16 protein-coding genes are annotated in these 17,116 nt (G+C 64.5%); 1 reads left to right on the top strand and 15 read right to left on the bottom strand.

Annotated features, from left to right (window positions below):
• Nucleotides 1-939, top strand: a 939-nt coding sequence (locus tag J0L98_RS10060) for an aminotransferase class I/II-fold pyridoxal phosphate-dependent enzyme (protein WP_296411630.1), incomplete at its 5' end; no start/stop codon positions are given.
• Here J0L98_RS10060 and ampD read toward each other — a convergent pair.
• The 15 genes from ampD to J0L98_RS10135 form a co-directional block, all read right to left on the bottom strand.
• The gene (gene ampD, locus J0L98_RS10065) at nt 910-1,476 is read right to left on the bottom strand and encodes a 1,6-anhydro-N-acetylmuramyl-L-alanine amidase AmpD (RefSeq protein WP_296411632.1); all 567 of its coding nucleotides are present in this window, start codon (nt 1,474-1,476) and stop codon (nt 910-912) included. The genes J0L98_RS10060 and ampD overlap by 30 nt on opposite strands.
• Nucleotides 1,476-4,511, bottom strand: a complete 3,036-nt coding sequence (locus J0L98_RS10070; RefSeq protein ID WP_296411634.1) for a sigma 54-interacting transcriptional regulator — start codon at nt 4,509-4,511, stop codon at nt 1,476-1,478. The genes ampD and J0L98_RS10070 overlap by 1 nt, the downstream gene beginning before the upstream one ends.
• Before the next feature lie 78 nt (nt 4,512-4,589).
• Nucleotides 4,590-6,218, bottom strand: coding sequence for a DUF1302 domain-containing protein (locus J0L98_RS10075; protein ID WP_296411635.1), 1,629 nt, complete (start codon nt 6,216-6,218; stop codon nt 4,590-4,592).
• Nucleotides 6,219-6,252: 34 nt separating this feature from the next.
• Nucleotides 6,253-7,635 carry a DUF1329 domain-containing protein gene (locus J0L98_RS10080; protein ID WP_296411636.1) on the bottom strand — a complete coding sequence of 461 codons (1,383 nt, stop codon included), beginning with the start codon at nt 7,633-7,635 and terminating at the stop codon, nt 6,253-6,255.
• Between the two features lie 132 nt (nt 7,636-7,767).
• Nucleotides 7,768-8,877, bottom strand: a complete 1,110-nt coding sequence (locus tag J0L98_RS10085) for a hypothetical protein (RefSeq protein ID WP_296411639.1) — start codon at nt 8,875-8,877, stop codon at nt 7,768-7,770.
• A gap of 11 nt (nt 8,878-8,888) precedes the next feature.
• Nucleotides 8,889-9,335, bottom strand: coding sequence for a hypothetical protein (locus tag J0L98_RS10090; protein ID WP_296411640.1), 447 nt, complete (start codon nt 9,333-9,335; stop codon nt 8,889-8,891).
• 10 nt (nt 9,336-9,345) lie between these two features.
• On the bottom strand, nt 9,346-9,816 hold the full coding sequence (locus J0L98_RS10095) for a cytochrome c (protein ID WP_296411641.1): 471 nt from the start codon (nt 9,814-9,816) through the stop codon (nt 9,346-9,348).
• Nucleotides 9,813-10,349, bottom strand: coding sequence for a methylamine dehydrogenase light chain (locus tag J0L98_RS10100; RefSeq protein WP_296411642.1), 537 nt, complete (start codon nt 10,347-10,349; stop codon nt 9,813-9,815). Before J0L98_RS10100 ends, J0L98_RS10095 begins: the two co-directional genes overlap by 4 nt.
• Nucleotides 10,350-10,352: 3 nt before the next feature.
• A complete protein-coding gene (gene mauD / locus J0L98_RS10105; protein WP_296411643.1) occupies nt 10,353-10,967 on the bottom strand; it encodes a methylamine dehydrogenase accessory protein MauD in 615 nt (204 codons plus the stop codon).
• Entirely contained in the window at nt 10,964-11,509 is a 546-nt protein-coding gene (locus J0L98_RS10110; protein WP_296411644.1) for a MauE/DoxX family redox-associated membrane protein, read from the bottom strand. Before J0L98_RS10110 ends, mauD begins: the two co-directional genes overlap by 4 nt.
• 1 nt (nt 11,510) lies before the next feature.
• Nucleotides 11,511-12,686, bottom strand: a complete 1,176-nt coding sequence (locus J0L98_RS10115; RefSeq protein WP_296411645.1) for an amine dehydrogenase large subunit — start codon at nt 12,684-12,686, stop codon at nt 11,511-11,513.
• Nucleotides 12,687-12,777: 91 nt separating this feature from the next.
• Complete coding sequence (locus tag J0L98_RS10120) at nt 12,778-13,776, bottom strand: helix-turn-helix domain-containing protein (RefSeq protein WP_296411646.1); 999 nt, start codon at nt 13,774-13,776, stop codon at nt 12,778-12,780.
• 326 nt (nt 13,777-14,102) lie between these two features.
• Nucleotides 14,103-15,164, bottom strand: coding sequence for a phenol 2-monooxygenase domain-containing protein (locus tag J0L98_RS10125; protein ID WP_296411648.1), 1,062 nt, complete (start codon nt 15,162-15,164; stop codon nt 14,103-14,105).
• 10 nt (nt 15,165-15,174) lie between these two features.
• A complete protein-coding gene (locus tag J0L98_RS10130) occupies nt 15,175-15,537 on the bottom strand; it encodes a phenol hydroxylase subunit P4 (protein ID WP_296411650.1) in 363 nt (120 codons plus the stop codon).
• Between the two features lie 11 nt (nt 15,538-15,548).
• Nucleotides 15,549-17,093 carry a YHS domain-containing protein gene (locus J0L98_RS10135; RefSeq protein ID WP_296411652.1) on the bottom strand — a complete coding sequence of 515 codons (1,545 nt, stop codon included), beginning with the start codon at nt 17,091-17,093 and terminating at the stop codon, nt 15,549-15,551.
• Nucleotides 17,094-17,116 lie beyond the last annotated feature (23 nt).

Consider the following 17,116-nt stretch of genomic DNA (forward strand, 5'->3'; position numbering starts at 1 on the left):
ATCAGCCGCTTTTACCGCGAGCGTTACGGCGTCGACGTGCCGGCAGGGCGCATTGCCGTCACCAACGGTGCCTCGGGCGCGCTGAACCAGGCCTTCGCCTGCCTAGCCGAACCCGGCCGCGAATGGCTGCTGACCGACCCGGGCTATCCGTGCAATCGTCACATTTTGGCCACTTTTTCCGGTCGACCGCGCAACATCCCGGTCGGGCCCGATACCAACTTCCAGCCAACGCCCGCGCTGGTCGAGGCGCACTGGACGTCGCAGACCGACGGCCTGTTGGTCGCATCGCCGGCCAATCCTACCGGTACCTTACTCACGCTACCGGAAATCGAGGCGCTGGCCGAAACCTGTCGGGCGCATGAGGGCCACTTTCTGGTCGATGAGATTTACCACGGTTTGACCTACGAAACGGATGCCCCTACCGCCTGCGCTGCCGGCGACGACATCTGGGTGATCAACAGTTTCTCGAAATACTTTCAGATGACCGGCTGGCGGCTCGGTTGGCTGGTCGTACCGGAAGCCTACGTGCGCGACGTCGAGAAGCTGGCGCAAAACCTGACGCTCTGTCCGTCGGCACCAGCTCAGTACGGCGCGCTCGCAGCCTTTGAACCGGCCACGATTGCACTATTAGAGGAACGCCGCGCCGAATTCCGCCGCCGCCGCGACTTCCTGGCCCCGGCACTGGAAGCCATCGGCTTCCGAGTCACCGCCCGCCCGGAAGGCGCCTTTTATCTGTACTGCGACTGCTCGGCACTGACCGACGACAGCTTCACGCTGGCGCGCGACCTTCTCGAAAAAACCGGGGTTGCCGCAACGCCTGGCCTCGATTTCGGCAGTCACGCGCCGGCGCAGCATATCCGCTTTGCCTACACGACCGGGATCGAGCAACTCGCCGAAGCGGTCGATCGCCTACGCCGTTACTTCGGACGGGAGGCGTAATTCGGCGCAATGCGCCCGCAAGGCTGACCAATCGAAAAAGGGTCCGGGATCGGTCTTGCGGCCGGGTGAGATGTCACTGTGCCCGGCAATCGCGGAAATTGGATAGCGTTGGCGCAGGGCGTCCAGCAATGGCCACAGGGCCTGATACTGCAAACCTGAAAAGGGCTCGAGATCTGAACCTTCCAGTTCAATCCCCACGGAAAAGTCGTTGCAGTTTGTTCGCCCTTCCCAGCAGGAGTCCCCTGCATGCCAAGCGCGTTGATCGCAGCCGACAAACTGGATGACCCGGCCATCGCGCAAGATATAGAAATGCGCCGACACTTCGATCCTGGCTATAGCTTCAAAGTAGGGATGAAAGGTGTGGTCCAATCCATTCACAAAGAATCTCTCGACCCATCCGCCCCCGAATTGTCCCGGTGGCAAACTGATGTTGTGGATCACGATCAGAGTCACCGCCTCGTTCGCCGGCCGCTCCCCAAAATTGGGTGAAGGCAGGTGATCAACGCCGGTCAGCCACCCCGAAGGCTGCCACTCCATTACTCGATACCCAAACGTTCCAGGCGGTAACGCATGGAGCGAAAGGTCACACCCAACATCCGGGCGGCTGCGGTACGGTTGCCATCCGTCTTTTGCAGGGCTTCCAGAATGGCTTGCCGCTCCAGGCGATTCAGATAGTCATCCAGCGTCTCATCCCCTCGGCCGGCCTCTGCGGCCTCGGTATCTTCCGGTTCCAGGTGCAGATCGGCAACCTCGATCACATCGCTGGCACTCAGAGCGGTCGCTCTTTCCAGGATATTTTCAAGCTCCCGAACATTGCCGGGGAAGGGATATTGCTCCAGCGCCCTGACTGCCTGATCGGAAAGCCTGGGCGCGGCGCCGGCTGTCAAACGGGCAAGCAGGGCCTGCACCAGCAGCGCGATATCTTCGCGTCGTTCACGTAGCGGGGGCATGCGCAATTCGATGACATTCAGGCGATAGTATAGATCCTGGCGAAAGTTTCCCTTATCGACACACTCACGAAGATTGCGGTGGGTTGCGCAAACGATGCGGACGTCGACACCATCCTCGGTGACGCTACCCACTTTGCGGACTCGCTTTTCCTGAATCGCCCGCAGAAGTTTGACCTGCATGCCCAAAGGCAAATCCGCGACTTCGTCGAGAAAAAGCGTACCGCCGTTGGCCGCCTGAAAGAAGCCTTCCCGCTCGCTATCAGCGCCGGTAAATGCCCCCTTCCGGTAGCCGAAAAACTCGCTCTCCATCAAATTCTCAGGTATCGCGCCACAATTGACGGCAACAAATGCGCCCCCGCTACGGGCGCTCCGTCCATGAATCAGACGCGCTGCGAGCTCCTTGCCACTGCCCGACTCCCCGGAGATGTAGACCGGCGCCTGGCTGCGCGCCAGTTTTTCGATCATCCCCCGCACCTGCTGCATCCCGGCGGAATCGCCAATCAAGGACTGCAAGGGATTGTCCTCTTCGCCGCCCTGGTCGGATACACGTAGCGCGGATTTCACCAAGGCACGCAACTGGTCAAGCCCTACCGGCTTTGCCAAATAGTCAAATGCACCTGCCTTCAAGGCCGCCACCGCGTTCTCGGCGCTACCGAAAGCGGTGATCACGGCCCGGAAGTCGCGGTAAACCAGGGCCACCAGGATGATGATGGCGCCATAGACGTAGAGCATCATGGGCATCTCGCTGTGCTCCACCTCGTCGTTCACCGCGGCCAGCACGCCGGCGTTGCCGGAGGCCAGGCGGATGCTCACCCCCTCCATGGGGTGGGCGGCCCGGAAGACCTTGACCTTGTCGATGACGCGGCTGATGGTGGTGGCCTTGTGATCGGTGAGGAAAAGATGCACCGCCGTCATGCTGCAGTCCTTGCGCATGAAGCCGCGCATCCGGCCGATCTCGGTGGCCAGGGCAGCGTAGTTGCCCGGGTCGATGGGGATGGCCGACATCTTCGGGTTGCCCTCGTTGTAGCCCTCGTTGTAGGTGCGCAGCTGCCCCGAGAAGGAGATCGCCGACAGCACGCCCTCGGTGTTCTGCAGGTCCCACACGAAGCGGTCCTGGTAGGCGCCCAGGGCCACGTTCTCACAGGCCCCGGCGGGCGCCTCGAAGACCACGGTAAGCCAGTCGAGGCCGGTGTCGTAGTTCTCCGAGATGGCCACCGCGTCGCGGTTGAAGCGGGCCTCGGGGCGCAGCTCGGGGGCACCGGGCTGCAGGGTGCCGATCACCCGGTCGCTGCTCTGCCACACCGATACGCCGAACACGGCGGTGGTGATCACGATCACCACCAGGGCGTTGCGCGGCTCGGCCACCCGGGCCAGGGTGCGCAGCCAGCGGGCGCGCCGGTCGCGCTTGACCATCGCCTCCTGGGCGTAGGCCTTGGTGAAGTGGAAGTACGAGGCCGCGATGGGCAGCATGGCCAGGTTGGTGGTGATCTTGAAGAACACCCCCAGGGACGCAGTGATCGCCAGCTCCCGCACCATCGGGATGGGGATCATGATCAGGGTGATGAAGGACACGAAGGCCGTCACCAGCGCCAGCACGCCCGGGATGAGCAGCCCCGAGAAGCTGGCGCGGGCCGCCTCCTCCGTGGTCCGCCCCTGGGACAGCTCGCGGACGATGAAGTTGATCTGCTGCACCCCGTGGGACACCCCGATGGCGAACACCAGAAAGGGCACCAGCACGGCCAGCGGATCGAGGCCAAAGCCCAGCAGGCGCAGGGCACCGAACTGCCACACCAGCGAGGTGAAGGAGCACACGATGGGCAGCAGGGTGAAGCGCAGGGAGTGGCAATACCAGTACACCGCCAGGGCGGTGAGCACCAGGGCCACGGCACAGAACTCCAGCACCGAGGCGGCACCGTCGGCGATGTCGCCGATCTGCTTGGCGAAGCCGATGATCTGAATCTCGAAGTCGGCGTCCTCGAACTTGGCGCGCAGGGCTTCGAGCTGCTGGTTATAGGCCACGTAGTCGATCTGCTTGCCGTCCTTGTCCACCTCGGCCAGCTCGGCCACGATCATGGCGCTGGTCTGGTCGCGGGACACCAGGGTGCCGACAAAGCCGCCCTGCCCCGCCGAGCGCTGGATGCCGGCGATGATCTCGGGGTTGAGCTGCTCGGGCATCACCGTGCCGGGGATCAGCGGATCGGCCCGGAAGCCCTCCTCGGTGATCTCGTTGACGAAGCTGTTGGGGGTCCACAGGGACTGCACGCCAAGACGGTCGACGCTGGGCAGGTAGATCACGGCCTGGGTCACCTCGTACAGGCGGGTCAGGCCGGCCTGGGTCCAGATGGTGTCCTTGCGGGCCTTGACGACGATGTTGAGGCGGTTGGCCCCGAGCACATCGTTGCGGTATTCCTTGAAGGTCTCGATGTACTCGTGGCCGGTGGGCATCTGCTTCTCGAAGCCCGCCTCCATGCGTAGCTGCAGGGCAAAGTAACCCATCATGGCAGTAAACACCGCCAGCCAGATCAGGAAGGGCGTCCGGTACCGGAAGCAGAAATTCTCCAGACCCTTGAGCGTGCGGGTCAGCAGGTGGTCCACGTCATCGACGCTGAATAAGTTGAGCATGCTCTGTCATCCACTGGGGTTCGTGTGCGCGCGGGCGCCGGCTGGCCGGGAGGCTGGGCGCCCCCCCGGCAACAGTCTTCAGAAGTTGCGCGACACGTAGGCGCCGACGAAGTCGCGGTCTGCGTAGGGCTGGTCAAACACCCGCGAGCCGCTCCAGAACTTGGCGTAGTTGAGCCCGAACTGCCAGTTGGCCGGGTTCTGCATGAAGGTGACGATAAAGTTGGCCGACTTCGCCCCTTCCATGAACAGGCCCGACGAGTTGGGGGTGCGGCCCGTGACGGCATGGAAGAAATACACCTCGGGGATCACCTGCCAGCCCGGGATCAGGCTGCCGTCGTACACCCAGCTGAAGTCCAGGTTGTAGCCCGCCGAGAGCTTGTCGCCCACGGCCTGGGCGGTGCCGCCCAGATCGAACTCCTGACCCCAGCCCCACACTCCGGCGCCGATGGGCTCGCCCTTGTAGTGCTTGCGCAGGCCCGGATACCAGGTGGCGACGCCCTCGACCATCAGGGTGGCGGTGGAGGCGTTGCCGAGCAGTCCGAGGATGCCGCCGTAGTCGCCCGGGGTCATGCTAAGGACGCCGGTTAGGTGCCACTGGTACTTCTTCTCGTCCACCCAGCAGCGTCCGTTGTTGGCGGCGCAGCCATCGAGGTTGGGGTTGAGGGACACCGCGTCCTTCGGGCGGTAGGACAACTCGGTGCCCACGGCCCAGTCGCCGACGGGCATGTTGGCGGACACGCCATACACCCGGCGGTCCTGGGCATACACCCACTCCGGCCCCTTCTCGAAGCTTAGCTGGGGCGCCTTGTCGTGGTAGGCCATGGCGTAGAAGCCCAGGTTCAGCTGAGTGCCCTCCGGCTGCCAGCGCACGGCGGCGCCGTACTGGCCGGAGTCCTTGGCCTTGCGCCGCGGCAGGCCGTAGGTGCCGTCACCCCGGCCCAGGCCGTTCACCATCGACCAGTAGCTGCCGGTGGGCGGAAAGTAGTTGTCGTTCCACTTGGTCTGGTAATAGGCCTCGACGTTGACGCCCTTGCCCAGGCCGGTGGCGAAGCTGACGATGGGCGCGGGCAGGAAGACCTCCTTCAGCTGCGTGCCCGGCTGGGACAGGCGCATGATGTCCAGCGCATTGGTCTGGTTGATGCCCCCAGGGAGAAAGAGGCTCTCGCCCCAGCTGATCACCTGGTTACCGGCACGTACACGGGCCCGCTGCTCGCCGATGGAGAACTCCTTGCTCACCCAGAAATCCAGCAGGCGGGCCTTGAAGCGCAGATCCTTCTCGGCCTCGTCCGACAGGGAGGCAGTGTAGCCGTTGGGGCCGGTGGCGGCACTTACCGCCCCCGTGGTGTGGGTGGCTGAGAAGTCCCGCAGCCAGCTCACCCGCCCCATGAATTTCCAGTCGTCGGGCATCTTGAGCAGCAGCTCGTGGGTGCCTTTCAGATAGGTGGTGAAGGCGTCGCCCTTGGCGTAGTTGATGTTGCCCTGGTCTCCGACACCGGCGATGGTGGTACAGCCGACGGGGGCGCCTTTGCCACTGGCCCCAGCCACCACCAGGTTGCAAGACGGATCCTGGGCGCGTACACCCAGGCCGAAGCTGATGGTGGAATCAAAGCTGCCTGAGACGCTCTCGGTATCGAAGGTCACGGCAGCAGCGGAGCCGGCGGCACCGGCGAGGACAGCCGCGGCTGTCATCCTGAATACCTTGCGCATGGAAGGGTTCTCCTTGAGGGGTCAGGTATCCGGATCAGCGCTCGCTGATGGCCCGCAGGTTGTCGGAGGTGTAGAAGCCCTCTTTTAGCTTGGGATCATTGGCGTCCACAAACCAGCGCATGTCCTTGCCGCCACCCAGGGGGCTCTGGTCCACCAGGTAGCGGTTATCGATCAGGTTGTACTGGACGAAGGCCGGGTTGTCGCAGCTGCCTGTCTCATACACCGGGATGACGAAGCCTTCACGGAGCTTCCACAGCTTGCCCTGGGCGTCGTAGTCGTCGGCCACCACGATGGCCCAGCTGTCCTCATCCACATAGAAGGTGCGCTTGGGGGCCACGTGACGCACACCCGGCTTGACGGTGGCCTCGACCACCCACACCCGGTGCTGCTCGTAGCGGCGGTTGGCGCTGTTCACGCCGGTGTCCTTGGCCACGTCGTTGAACTTGACGCTCGGGTCATACATGCCGAAGGCGTTGTAGCCGACGATCAGCTCCTTCTTGCCCACCAGCTTCCAGTCGAAGCGCTCGATGGTGCCGTTGAACATGCGCGGCTCGTCCATCGTGTACTGGTTTTCAAAGCCGATCTGCGGCGCGTCGTAGGCATAGGTGGGCATGCGGCGCACACGGCGCTGGCCCGGGAAGTAGTAGTAAACCTCGTTGGTCTTGTCGAGGTAGTTGGTGATGGCCAGGGACTGCCCCGCCAGCGCCGTGGGCGACTTGTAGGAGAAGTAGGTGAAGTACTCCACCGGCGGCAGGGACGACAGGACCGTCGAGCCCTTCTTGCCCCAGGGGAAGTAATAGGTCTGGGTGGAGGTGGCGGCGATCCACTCGCTGGCCCCCTGGCGCGGCGACAGGGCGGTGTACAGGGTGGGCAGCTCAAAGCCCGCGCCCGCGTACTTCATCTTCACGTTCCACATCACCTCCGTACCGCTCTTGGGGAGCGGGAAGGGGATGCCCGGCACCGTGGCCTCCTTGAGGCTCCAGCCATCGGGGCCGAGCTTGGCGGTGGTGACGTTCTTCTTCGTGTTCTCGGCCACGAAATCGGGGTTGGTACAGGTGCGACGGGACGGATAGACATCCATCTTGTAGCCCTTGGCCTGCTTGATCTGCTGGATCTGGCCCGGCGACAGCTTGTCGGCGTATTTGTCCACGTTGGTGGCGTCGATGCTGTACAGGGGCTTGTCACCCTGGTGCTTGAAATGCGCCGCCCGGCTCTTGCCATAGGCCCAGCCCGGCGTGGCCGCGTCGCCGCCCTGCCAGGCGGGGATCGACCCATCCTTGTTGGCGCCCTTCTCGGCACCCACGGGGGTGAGTTCCTTGCCCAGTTTTGCCGCATCGGCCTCGGTGGCCGCCTGAACACTGCCGGTGAGGGCTGACAGGGCGGCCAGCACGGCGCCCACCTTTCTCATCTTGAACATGTGAACCTCCTTGGGGGTAGGGGAAGCGGCGTCCCGCCGGGCCCGGACTGCTTGATTGGTGGAATCGAGTGTAGAAATCGGGGGGACCGGCTCGTTATCAAAAATCGGCAACTTTTCCGGTCGTGCATTCCATCAACGGGATCTACCTTCGGGCTCCGCGCCAACGGGATCCGAGCCCACCGAGGCGGGGCGGGCAATTGGCCAGAACTGGAAGTAGCTGCCGACCACGACCATCAGCGGAAAAGTCACAGCAAGCATCGCCGAAGCCAACCACAGCTCCATCGCATACCCCGGCGCTCCCGCAATCAGGACAAAACGCTGCCCTGCCACGTGCTCGTAGAGCCACAACATCAGCACTGCCAGTCCGATGGCAATGCCGTTGAGCACGAGACCACGCCACGGCTGAGGCAACCGTAGCTGGGGCACCCCCTCAAACATGACAAGCAGGATGAAATAGCCAAAGTTGACGGTGACGCAGACACGCACCATGAACACCACAGGGTCCAGCCCCTGGCCGACAAAGACCGCCCAAAGCCCGGCCGCCACGGCAAGAATGAGCGTCAGAGCGATGAGACCGAACATTGGCTGCCTGCCCAGCACCGACAGCCGGGCCGTCAGTTTCGTGATCGGCCAGAAGTCGAACAGCACCAGACCCAGCACAGGCACAAGCATGGCAATCGAGAAAACCAGTGGCGTCCAGGCCCTGAAGAGGCCATGAGGATCCAACCCTGGCTGGTAGAACGGCGCCCCGACGAGAAAGCCGAAATCGAACAGCCATAGATACCCCCCATAGGCCAACCCATAGGCCGCAAGCACCAGGGCAGCCCCCTTCAAGCCCGTATGGCCGATCAAGGAAGAGAACGGCCAGCACTGCAGTGGCACCACAAGCACCAAAGTTATGGCCACAGAGAAGATCAGGAACATGATCAAGAAAGGTGTAGCCACAGGCAGCGTACCGCCGACCGTTCGCCAGGCGACATACGCGACGGCCGCACCGATTACGCCGTTCAGTGCCGTGAAGGCCATGCCACGCAACGGCTGGGGCAGCGCGGCCAGCACAAGGGGGTATCGGGCCTGCCAGACCAGACTTATCACGATTTGCGCAGGCACCATCGCCACCAGGATGACGGTCCCCCAGCCAACCAGCCATTCCGGGCGGACAAGGAGACAGATGAAAAGCGCAAGAAAAAGAGTCCCTGCCGTGGCCATCAAGCCACGGCGCAAGTGCTGCAAAGAGTTCATGGAAATTCCTGTTAGAGCGCGGACCCTGGCAGAACAGCCTTGATCTGCTTGAGCAGGCGGGCCCGCAGGGCCGGGATATCCTGGGGCACACTGGCGCGATAGGCTTTCACCTCATCCGCCGTGTAGGGCCTGAAATCAGCGGGGGTACTGTCCCGAGCGATGCTCACCATCACCCAGTTGAGCAGTTCGGCAGTCTCGCCGTCACTCAGCGGAGTGTTCAGGGTGCCCGGCACCTGGGACAGGTAGGCCCGGCCCTCTGGCACGCGCAGAAAATGGCCCACCTCATCGCGCATGCCGGGGATGCCATTCCCAGGCACCCCCCTGCCGTCAACCTGGTGGCAGCCCATGCAGTACAGTCGATAGTTCTTCATGGCGTTATCCGCCAGGGCTTCACCGGCCAGCAGCCCCGACAGACTAGCCAGCAGCCCCCCCCAGCGAATCAGCGAGATCATGACCATGCCCAGCTCCCTAATGCGACGCGGCCCGCCAGGCGCGCAGGTCCTTTGACGTCGGCTTCCTGACGCGAACCGCGGCGACTTCATCGGCCTCGATGACCTTGAAATCAGCGGGCAGCTCGGCGGCGTTGAAGTGCGTCAGCACATGGTTGAGCACCGTGGCCAGCTCGGCATCCGACAGTTGCTGCCACGACGGCATGATTCCCTCGTAGACCACGCCCTTCGACTCCATCCTGCCAGCCAGGCCGCTGACCACGATGCCCGGCAGGTATTTGCGCCCCTCGGGAAAGGCCATGCGCTTGCCCAGGGTGCCAGCCAGGGGCGGCGCCAGGCCCAGGGCACCGGTACCGTCGGGCTGGTGGCAGGCCGCGCAGTGGGCGTCATAGACGGCCTTGCCGTCGGCCGCGCCGGCCGGCGCCGTGACGGCCGCCAGCAGGGCCAGGGCAAGGAGGCGGGCCTGACGCAGCGGAAAGGTGACGCTCATGACTGCCCCTCCTCCAGCCCGACGATGATGGACACCGTGCAGTGATACAGGCTGCTCTGGTTGGCCATGCACCAGTTGATGTCGTTGTGCACGCCCATGCGGTAGCCCGGCCGCTCGCGGATGTTGGTGTTGCAGCCGCAGCGGCCACAGGTGGTCCGCCCGCAGCAGTCGTTGTAGCTGACCAGGTAGTCGCGGCCGTCGGCGGGGTTGTGGCAGGTGCCCACCCAGGACACGGCCGACGGGGTGGTGCCCGGCGGGCAGGTGGTCATGCTGCCGCCGCAGCACGAACACAGAAAGCCATCGACGCTGCAGTAACGCCAGTAATCGCAGTCGGTGTCGGTGGGCTCGGCCTTCTTGCGGCCGGCATTGCCGGCGGCCTGCACGGTGCGGTCGAAGGGCAGCACCGGCAGGGCAAAGGCCCCGGCCACCAGCATCTTGCTGACGCCCACCAGAAAGCCGCGCCGCGCCGAGCGCTGGGCCACGCCCCGGGTGCTGCGCTCGGCCAGGCTGTCAAAAAGTTTGAGGAAGTTCATGGCTCACCCCCGCTCCGGCACGGCGTCGATGACGCGGCGGTCGATGTGCTCCTGCACCGAGGCCACCCCGTGCTCGTAGGCGCTGAGCAGGCTCTCCACCTGCTCGCGGGAGTTGACCAGCCCCTTGGCGCGCACGGTGCCGCCGGCATCCAACAGCACGCAGTAGGGCAGCTTGGCGATGCGGTAGGTCATGCCCAGGGGCTGGGACAGGACGTAGGTGAATTCCCCCAGCCGGTGCTTGGCGTGAAACTCGGCGTGCTCGGTGCGATCGCCGTCCGAGGCCAGCACCACGTTCAACCACCGGCCCTCCCGGGCCTGCACCGAGCGGATGATGGGCAGCAGCTTCTTGCACACCGGGCAGGTGGGCGACAGGAAGAACACCAGGGTGCTCCTGGCTACGGGGCCACCCACGCTCAGGGCGCGGCCGTTCCAGTCGGTCACCTCCACCACCGGGGCGGGCTCGCCCACCTTGGGGCCGTTGTCCATCATCAGCGCGCCCATGGGGGCCACGCGTTCGTACAGGATGCCGATCTGCCGCGACAGGGCCAGCACGCACACGCCCAGGGCCAGCACCAGCACCCACAGGGCAACAACGGAAATCATCAGCGGATCGCTCATGAGTGAATCTCCTTGAGAAGGGGTTGATTGGCCAGCAGCTGATTGGCGCTGGCGTAGAGGGCGAGCAGCACGAGGGCGATGCCGGCGACGCTGAAGTGATCGATGAGGCCGAGGGTGCGCGGCAGCTCGTCGGTGGCGCACAGGGCTACCAGGGCGGCGAGCACCCCGTTGCGGGCCACCAGCCCCGCCGAGATGCGCTGCCCGCCGGTACCGCAGCCGCACTCGATGCGGTCAGTGCCCCGGCTCAGGTTGATGAGCACCCCGGTGCTGGCCATGCCCAGGACCGCCAGGGCCAGCCACACCGCCCCACCCTGGCTGGCCGGGAAGAGCAGCCCGACGCCAGCGGCCAGTTCGGAGAGCGCGAAGCCCCAGGCGAAGCCGGGCACCAGGGCGTCGGGGAGCAGACGGTAGTTGTCCACCGCGTAGCGGAACAGCTCCATGTCGCGCAGCTTGGCCAGGGCACCGAGGATCAGCACGACGCTGAGGGCCGCCGCCACGCCGCGCAGGACTACCGGGTCGATGGCAAGAGAATCGGGGCCCATGTCACTTCACCTCCATGAACATCGAGGTCTCACCCACGCCAGTGATGTCCCGGACCTTGGGATAGCCGGGCGCCACGCGGCGGACCTGCACCGTGGCCGCCTCCAGGTTGAGGCTGTAGAGCAGGGGCTGGGCGCCCTGGCTCACCGCCAGCGACACGGCGTGGTTGGAGGGCAGGCGGGCGGTGCGCTTGCGGGTCTTCAGGTCGAAGGCCCAGATCTCCTTCGAGGGGTTCTTGTGGGTGCCCTCGGCGCCCTTGTCGTGCATGTTCACGAACAGGGTGTCGCTGGCCCGGTGCAGGGCGCTGATCTGCAGGCCGCCCGGGCGCCAGGCCTGCTTGCGATCACGGGCGTCGAGCAGGGGCCAGGGGGCGTCGAAGGCCGGGGCGTCGCCGCTCAGACGCACACCGTAGACATTGCCGGTGTAGGACACGAAGTAGCGCTGGTCTCCGCTGGGCTCCGGGTGGATGTAGATGGGATCGGTGTCCGGGTCGAAGAACTTGCCGCTGCGCTCCCGGGACACGGCCTGCCCGGCGTCGTCGAGGGTCACGGTCAGCAGGGTGCCGTCGCCACAGATGGCGGAGAAGCGGTAGCCCTGCTCCCACGCCTGGATGGACCAGCAGCCAGGGGTCTGGACTTCGCCCACGTGCTTCTTCGTCACCAGGTCGACGATGGCCACCGAGGTGGCCGGGGTGGCGTTCTGGATGTACAGGAAGCGCCCGTCGGCGCTGCTGGCCAGCATGCTGCGGTAGGAGATGCCTTGGGCGCGGCGCGGCGGGATGTCGATCTCGGCCTTCAGCTCGAGGCTCTGGGCATCATGGATCTCCACCACGTCGGTGCGCGGCCCGCGGGACAGACGCGGGTGATAGGTAGTGACCGCGTAGAGGCTGCTTCCGTCCCGGGACGGAAGCATGAGGGCACCGAAGCCGGTGCCGATCATGCCCAGGAAGCGCCCGCTGGCGCCGTCCAGCACATGGGTGCGGCCATCCACCATATGCCCGAAAGCCGGGTCGATGACGTACAGACGGTTGCCATCGGCCGGCACCAGGCGCTCGACGGTGATTTCCTCTTCCGGCAACGGGGCTTGGGTTGGGGGTGGGCGCCCGGCTTCGCCCGCCGCGCTGCTTCCTGCAAGCCCGGCTTGCAGGATCAGGGCGATCAGAATGGTGTTCTTGTGCATCTTCCGACCTCGCTCGACTCTGTTGAGAATGCGGGGTCAGTATCTGGCGGCGCTCCCGGGAGGCTGTATCAAGAATTGGAAAAAAAGGGCGTCAGGAATGGAGTCGGCGGGTGCCCGTCTGGGACGGCAGCTCGCCAAACAGGCGGCGATAGTCCTGGGCCAGCTGGGACAGGTGCCAGAAGCCCCAGCGCGCCGCCACGTCGCCGATAGACTCGCGCAGGGGGTCGCGGGCCTTGAGGGCGCGGCGGAAGGCGTTGAGGCGGATGGCCTTGAGGTAGTGCTGGGGCGAGATCCCGAAGACCTCCTGGATGGCGTTCTGCAAGGTCCGGCGCGTCACCCCGACCTCGTCGCAGATGTCAGTGATGCTGAGGGCCGACTCGGGGTTGGCATCCAGAAAGCGCCGCACCCGGCGCACGATGCGCTCTCGGTTGGGGCACACCCCGCAGACCTGCCCCCCGTGCCCCGCGCTGACCGTTTCGTTGAGCAGGGCGTAGAACTCCTCCGCCATCTGCTTGAGGTTGGAAGGGATCAGCAGGTATTCCGAGTTCTCGCGGCTGCTCTCGAAGGCCCGCAGCAGGAAATCGGCCAGCTGCGTGGAGCGGGCCGGATCAATGACCTTGGAGCTCTTCAGCAGGTCGTTCTCGAGTTCCCGGTGATCGATGGTCGGGTCGTCGAGATGGGCGCACAGCTCCCGGGGCGAGAACACGGCCGCCACCAGGTCGAAGCTCTCGGGGGTCCGGATCTCGAACTCGGTCTTCGGGTCGAGCAGGGCCGCCGAGCGCGGCCGCATGAGCTCGCCGCAGTGATAGCCGTGATCCTCCTGGCTGAGCACGGCGCCGATGGCGAACACCCCCGGCGGCGTGCAGCCCTTCTGCAGGATCACCCGATTGCTGGTTTCGCGGATCAGCGTCAGGGCGGGTAGCTGGATCTCGTCCATGGAACCGGCAAAGCGCCCCGGGGAGAGCTGGTCATAGCGCTGACCCCAGCGCTCGTAGATGAGCGCAGCGGCCTGCTGGTCCACATCGGCGTTGCGGCTCTCGCGGTACTGGACCGCGCCATGCCCGACGGCAGATTCAAGGATCAGGTTCATTTACGCTCTCCGAAACCGGTTACGGCATGTTCAATTGTTAACATATTAGTAATGTGGGCGAATCCGTCAATGTGCAGTGCAACAAAGCAAGAAGCCGTCCAAGCGGAACGCGGAGCGCGCCTGATCCCTAAGGTGTTGATTTTTTAGGATATGAGTACGGAAGCCCAGGTGGTCGGAGCACCAGGGAGGCGCCCGCTGCACCAGGAAAAGGCGACAGGGCGGGCTGGAGAGCCCACAAGGGGAGAAACCAAAAAAAACGGGTATCCACCACCAGGGCGGATACCCGATTCAAGCCGTCCCGGGAGAGGACGGGACAGGGAGGGAGATCAGACGCGTTTGAACAGGGGGCTGCGCACCTGCTGGGCGTCGGCGGCGGAGAAGAACTTTTCGGTGTAGATGTCCCGCTCGAACAGGCGCCCCTGCATCAGCGTGGAGATGCAGGCCTCGATCATCAGCGGCGGACCGCACAGGTAGGCCTTGCGGCCGCGGAAGTCGTTGTCGAAGTGGGCCTTGGCGGCCTCATGCACATAGCCGCGGAAGCCCTGCCAGTCGCTGTCGGCCGGCTCGTCAGAGAGGGCCGACACATAGCTGAAGTGGGGGTGGCGCGCGGCCAGCTCGGTGAATTCCTGGTGATAGTACAGCTCGGCCTGGTTGCGGGCCCCGTAGACCAGGGTGATGGGCAGGGTGGAGCCCTCCTCCAGCAGGTCGAGGATCATCGAACGCGGGCTGGACAGCCCCGACCCGCCGGCCATGAACAAGGACGGCAGGCCTGCCGAGCGATGCACGAAGAAGCGGCCATAAGGCCCGGTCAGGGTCAGACGATCGCCCACCCGCAGCGACTGATGTATCCAGGTGGTGCCGGCCCCGCCGGGAACGATGCGGATGTTCAGCTCGATCTCGTTGCCGGCGGACGGCGCGCTGGCCAGCGAGAAAGCGCGGAAACCCAGCTCACCGGGCAGGTTGAGATTGACGTACTGGCCGGCCTGGAAGTCGAGGGTTTCGCCCTCATCCAACGTGATCCAGATCCCCTTGATGGTGGGCGTCAGGTCCTCGATGCGGCTGACCACGCCGTGGTAATCCCGCACCGGGATGTCGCGGGCGTCGTCGTCGGTCTCAATCTCCGCTTCGATGACCGTATCGGCCTCCAGGCGGGCACAGCAGGCCAGCACCTTGCCCTCGTCCCGTTCATAGTCCATCAGGGCAAAGTTGGAGGCGTTGCCGTGGTCAACCTCTCCATCGGTCACGGTGACCTTGCAGGTGGCACAGTAGCCCTGGCCACAGGCATGGGGCAGGAAGATGCCGGCGCGCAGGGCGGCGTCGAGGATGGTCTGGCCCTCCTCGACCTCGATGCTGCGGCCGAGGGGTTCGATGGTCAGCTCGTAGCTCATGCCGATACCCTCAGTAGCCCGAGCCGGCAATGCCGTCCAGCCCCGGCGTGGCGAGGCGGATCAGATCCTTGTGGCCGATGCCGTTGTCGGCCAGGCTCTTGTTGCGGTCGGGGCTGAAGGGCCGGTTGCCGTTGCGCCATTCCACCTTGCTCCAGTCGATCTGCGCCCAGTCGGGGTGGTAGCTGAAGCAGTCGCTCATGTACGCGTCGATGATCTCGCCAAAAGGCGTCTCGGGCGGCAGCGCCAGCACGAAGGGCCGCGAGAACATGCGGTGGCGCTCCCAGTTGATGTACAGGAGCTGGCGGCCGGCGTAGTTCTCGACGGCGTCGCTGGAGGGGAAGTCATAGGGGGCCAGGGTTTTCAGCAGAGTCATGATCACGCTCCTCAGTTCTTGGTGGCCTGGGCACGCCACTTGGCAAAGTTCTTCTGGTCTTCCGAGCCGTTGAAGTCACCGGTGGCGCGCTTGTCCATGCGCCAGTAGGCGTGCATGCGGGCACCCGGGCGATAGTCATGGGCATTCACGTCAGTGCCTTCGGGCTCGCACTTGCCCTGCAGGGCGGCGTGGGAGGAGATGAAGGTCTGCACGTACTTCTCGGGCTCGTTCTCGAAGATCTCCTTGCAGTGGTCGGAGCAGAAATGGAATTTCTCGCCCTTGTACACCGTCTCGCGGAAGCACATCTCCATCGGGTCACCGGGTTCGTTGAACTTGATGGTGGACACGCAGACCTGGCAGTTCATGGGCTGGGTCTTGTTGTTGAAGCGCTTGCCGGCCTTTTCCTGCCTGTCGAAATGCTCCAGCACCGGGCGGTAGTACTTGTCGAAGGTGTTGGGGTACTTCTCGGACAGCCAGTCCAGCTCGTCAGGTGCCGGAATCCAGGTGTGGAAGGGGCAGGCGTCGGGCTTCATGTAGAAGCCGATCCACGACTGGTGGGTGATGTGCTCCTTCTCCTCGATGGTCTGCCCGAAGCACTTGGGCACCTTGACGCCGTAACGGGCCAGGTCGGTGAACAGGGCGGTGCCGTTCTGCTCAAAATAGATCTCCCAGGCTTCCTTGAAGCTCATGATCCGCTTGGGCAGCATGTAGTCCATCATCATGCCCACCGAGGCCAGCTTGCGGGTGCCGCGCCAGGTCCATTTGTCGATCCAGCGCTGCACGATGGGCAGGTTGTCCGGGTCCTGCTCGAGCATGAACTTGATGCACTCCAGGCCCAGGGTCATGTGGCGGGCCTCGTCCGACTGGGCCGAAAACCCCACCGTCATCGCCGCCATGTCGCCGTTGTAGGCGGCGCCGGAGATGAAGGGCACGAACAGGATGTTGGTCAGCACGTACTCGAAGGCGAAGCCGATGGCCACCATGAACTCGAAGGGGCCGGCGGTGATGGCATCGTCGAAGAAGGACTTGCCGTCCGACAGGTACCACATGCGCGACTGCTGGTGGGCGAACTCGTCCAGGCCGTTGTAGAAGCGGTTGTAGTTGCTGATGGAGTGGATCTGGGTCTGGAAGTGGCGGTATTCATCCACCGACTGCATCATGCAGGCCACGCGGGGGCCGGCGCCAACCATCTGGCGGGCCACCATGCTGAAGCCGCGGGCGGCCATCAGTTCCAGCGGCGGAGTGGAGCCCAGGAAGAGCTTGAGCACGTTGATGTAGCGGGCGTCGGTAACGGAAAGATGGCCGTTGTTCTGGTTGAAGGCGTCGAGGATGGCGTAGAGCTTGCGCTCCTTCTCGGCCTGGTATTTCCAGTAGGCGTCCATGGTCAGGCGGAAGGGGTCTTCCCACTTGTCCCAGTCGTGGATCTTGATGCCCTCGTAGCCCACCTGGGGGAAGACTTTGTCCATCGGCTGGAAGGTGGTGTCCCAGGCCAGATCCCGGGTCATCATGGTGTAACGCTCTTTGAGGCCGAGCTTCTTGGATACTTTCATGTCCATGGTGTCTCTCCTTGGGTGTACGG

Origin of the sequence: Zoogloea sp., assembly GCF_017302315.1 — a bacterium.
In the GTDB taxonomy this organism is placed as follows: domain Bacteria; phylum Pseudomonadota; class Gammaproteobacteria; order Burkholderiales; family Rhodocyclaceae; genus Zoogloea.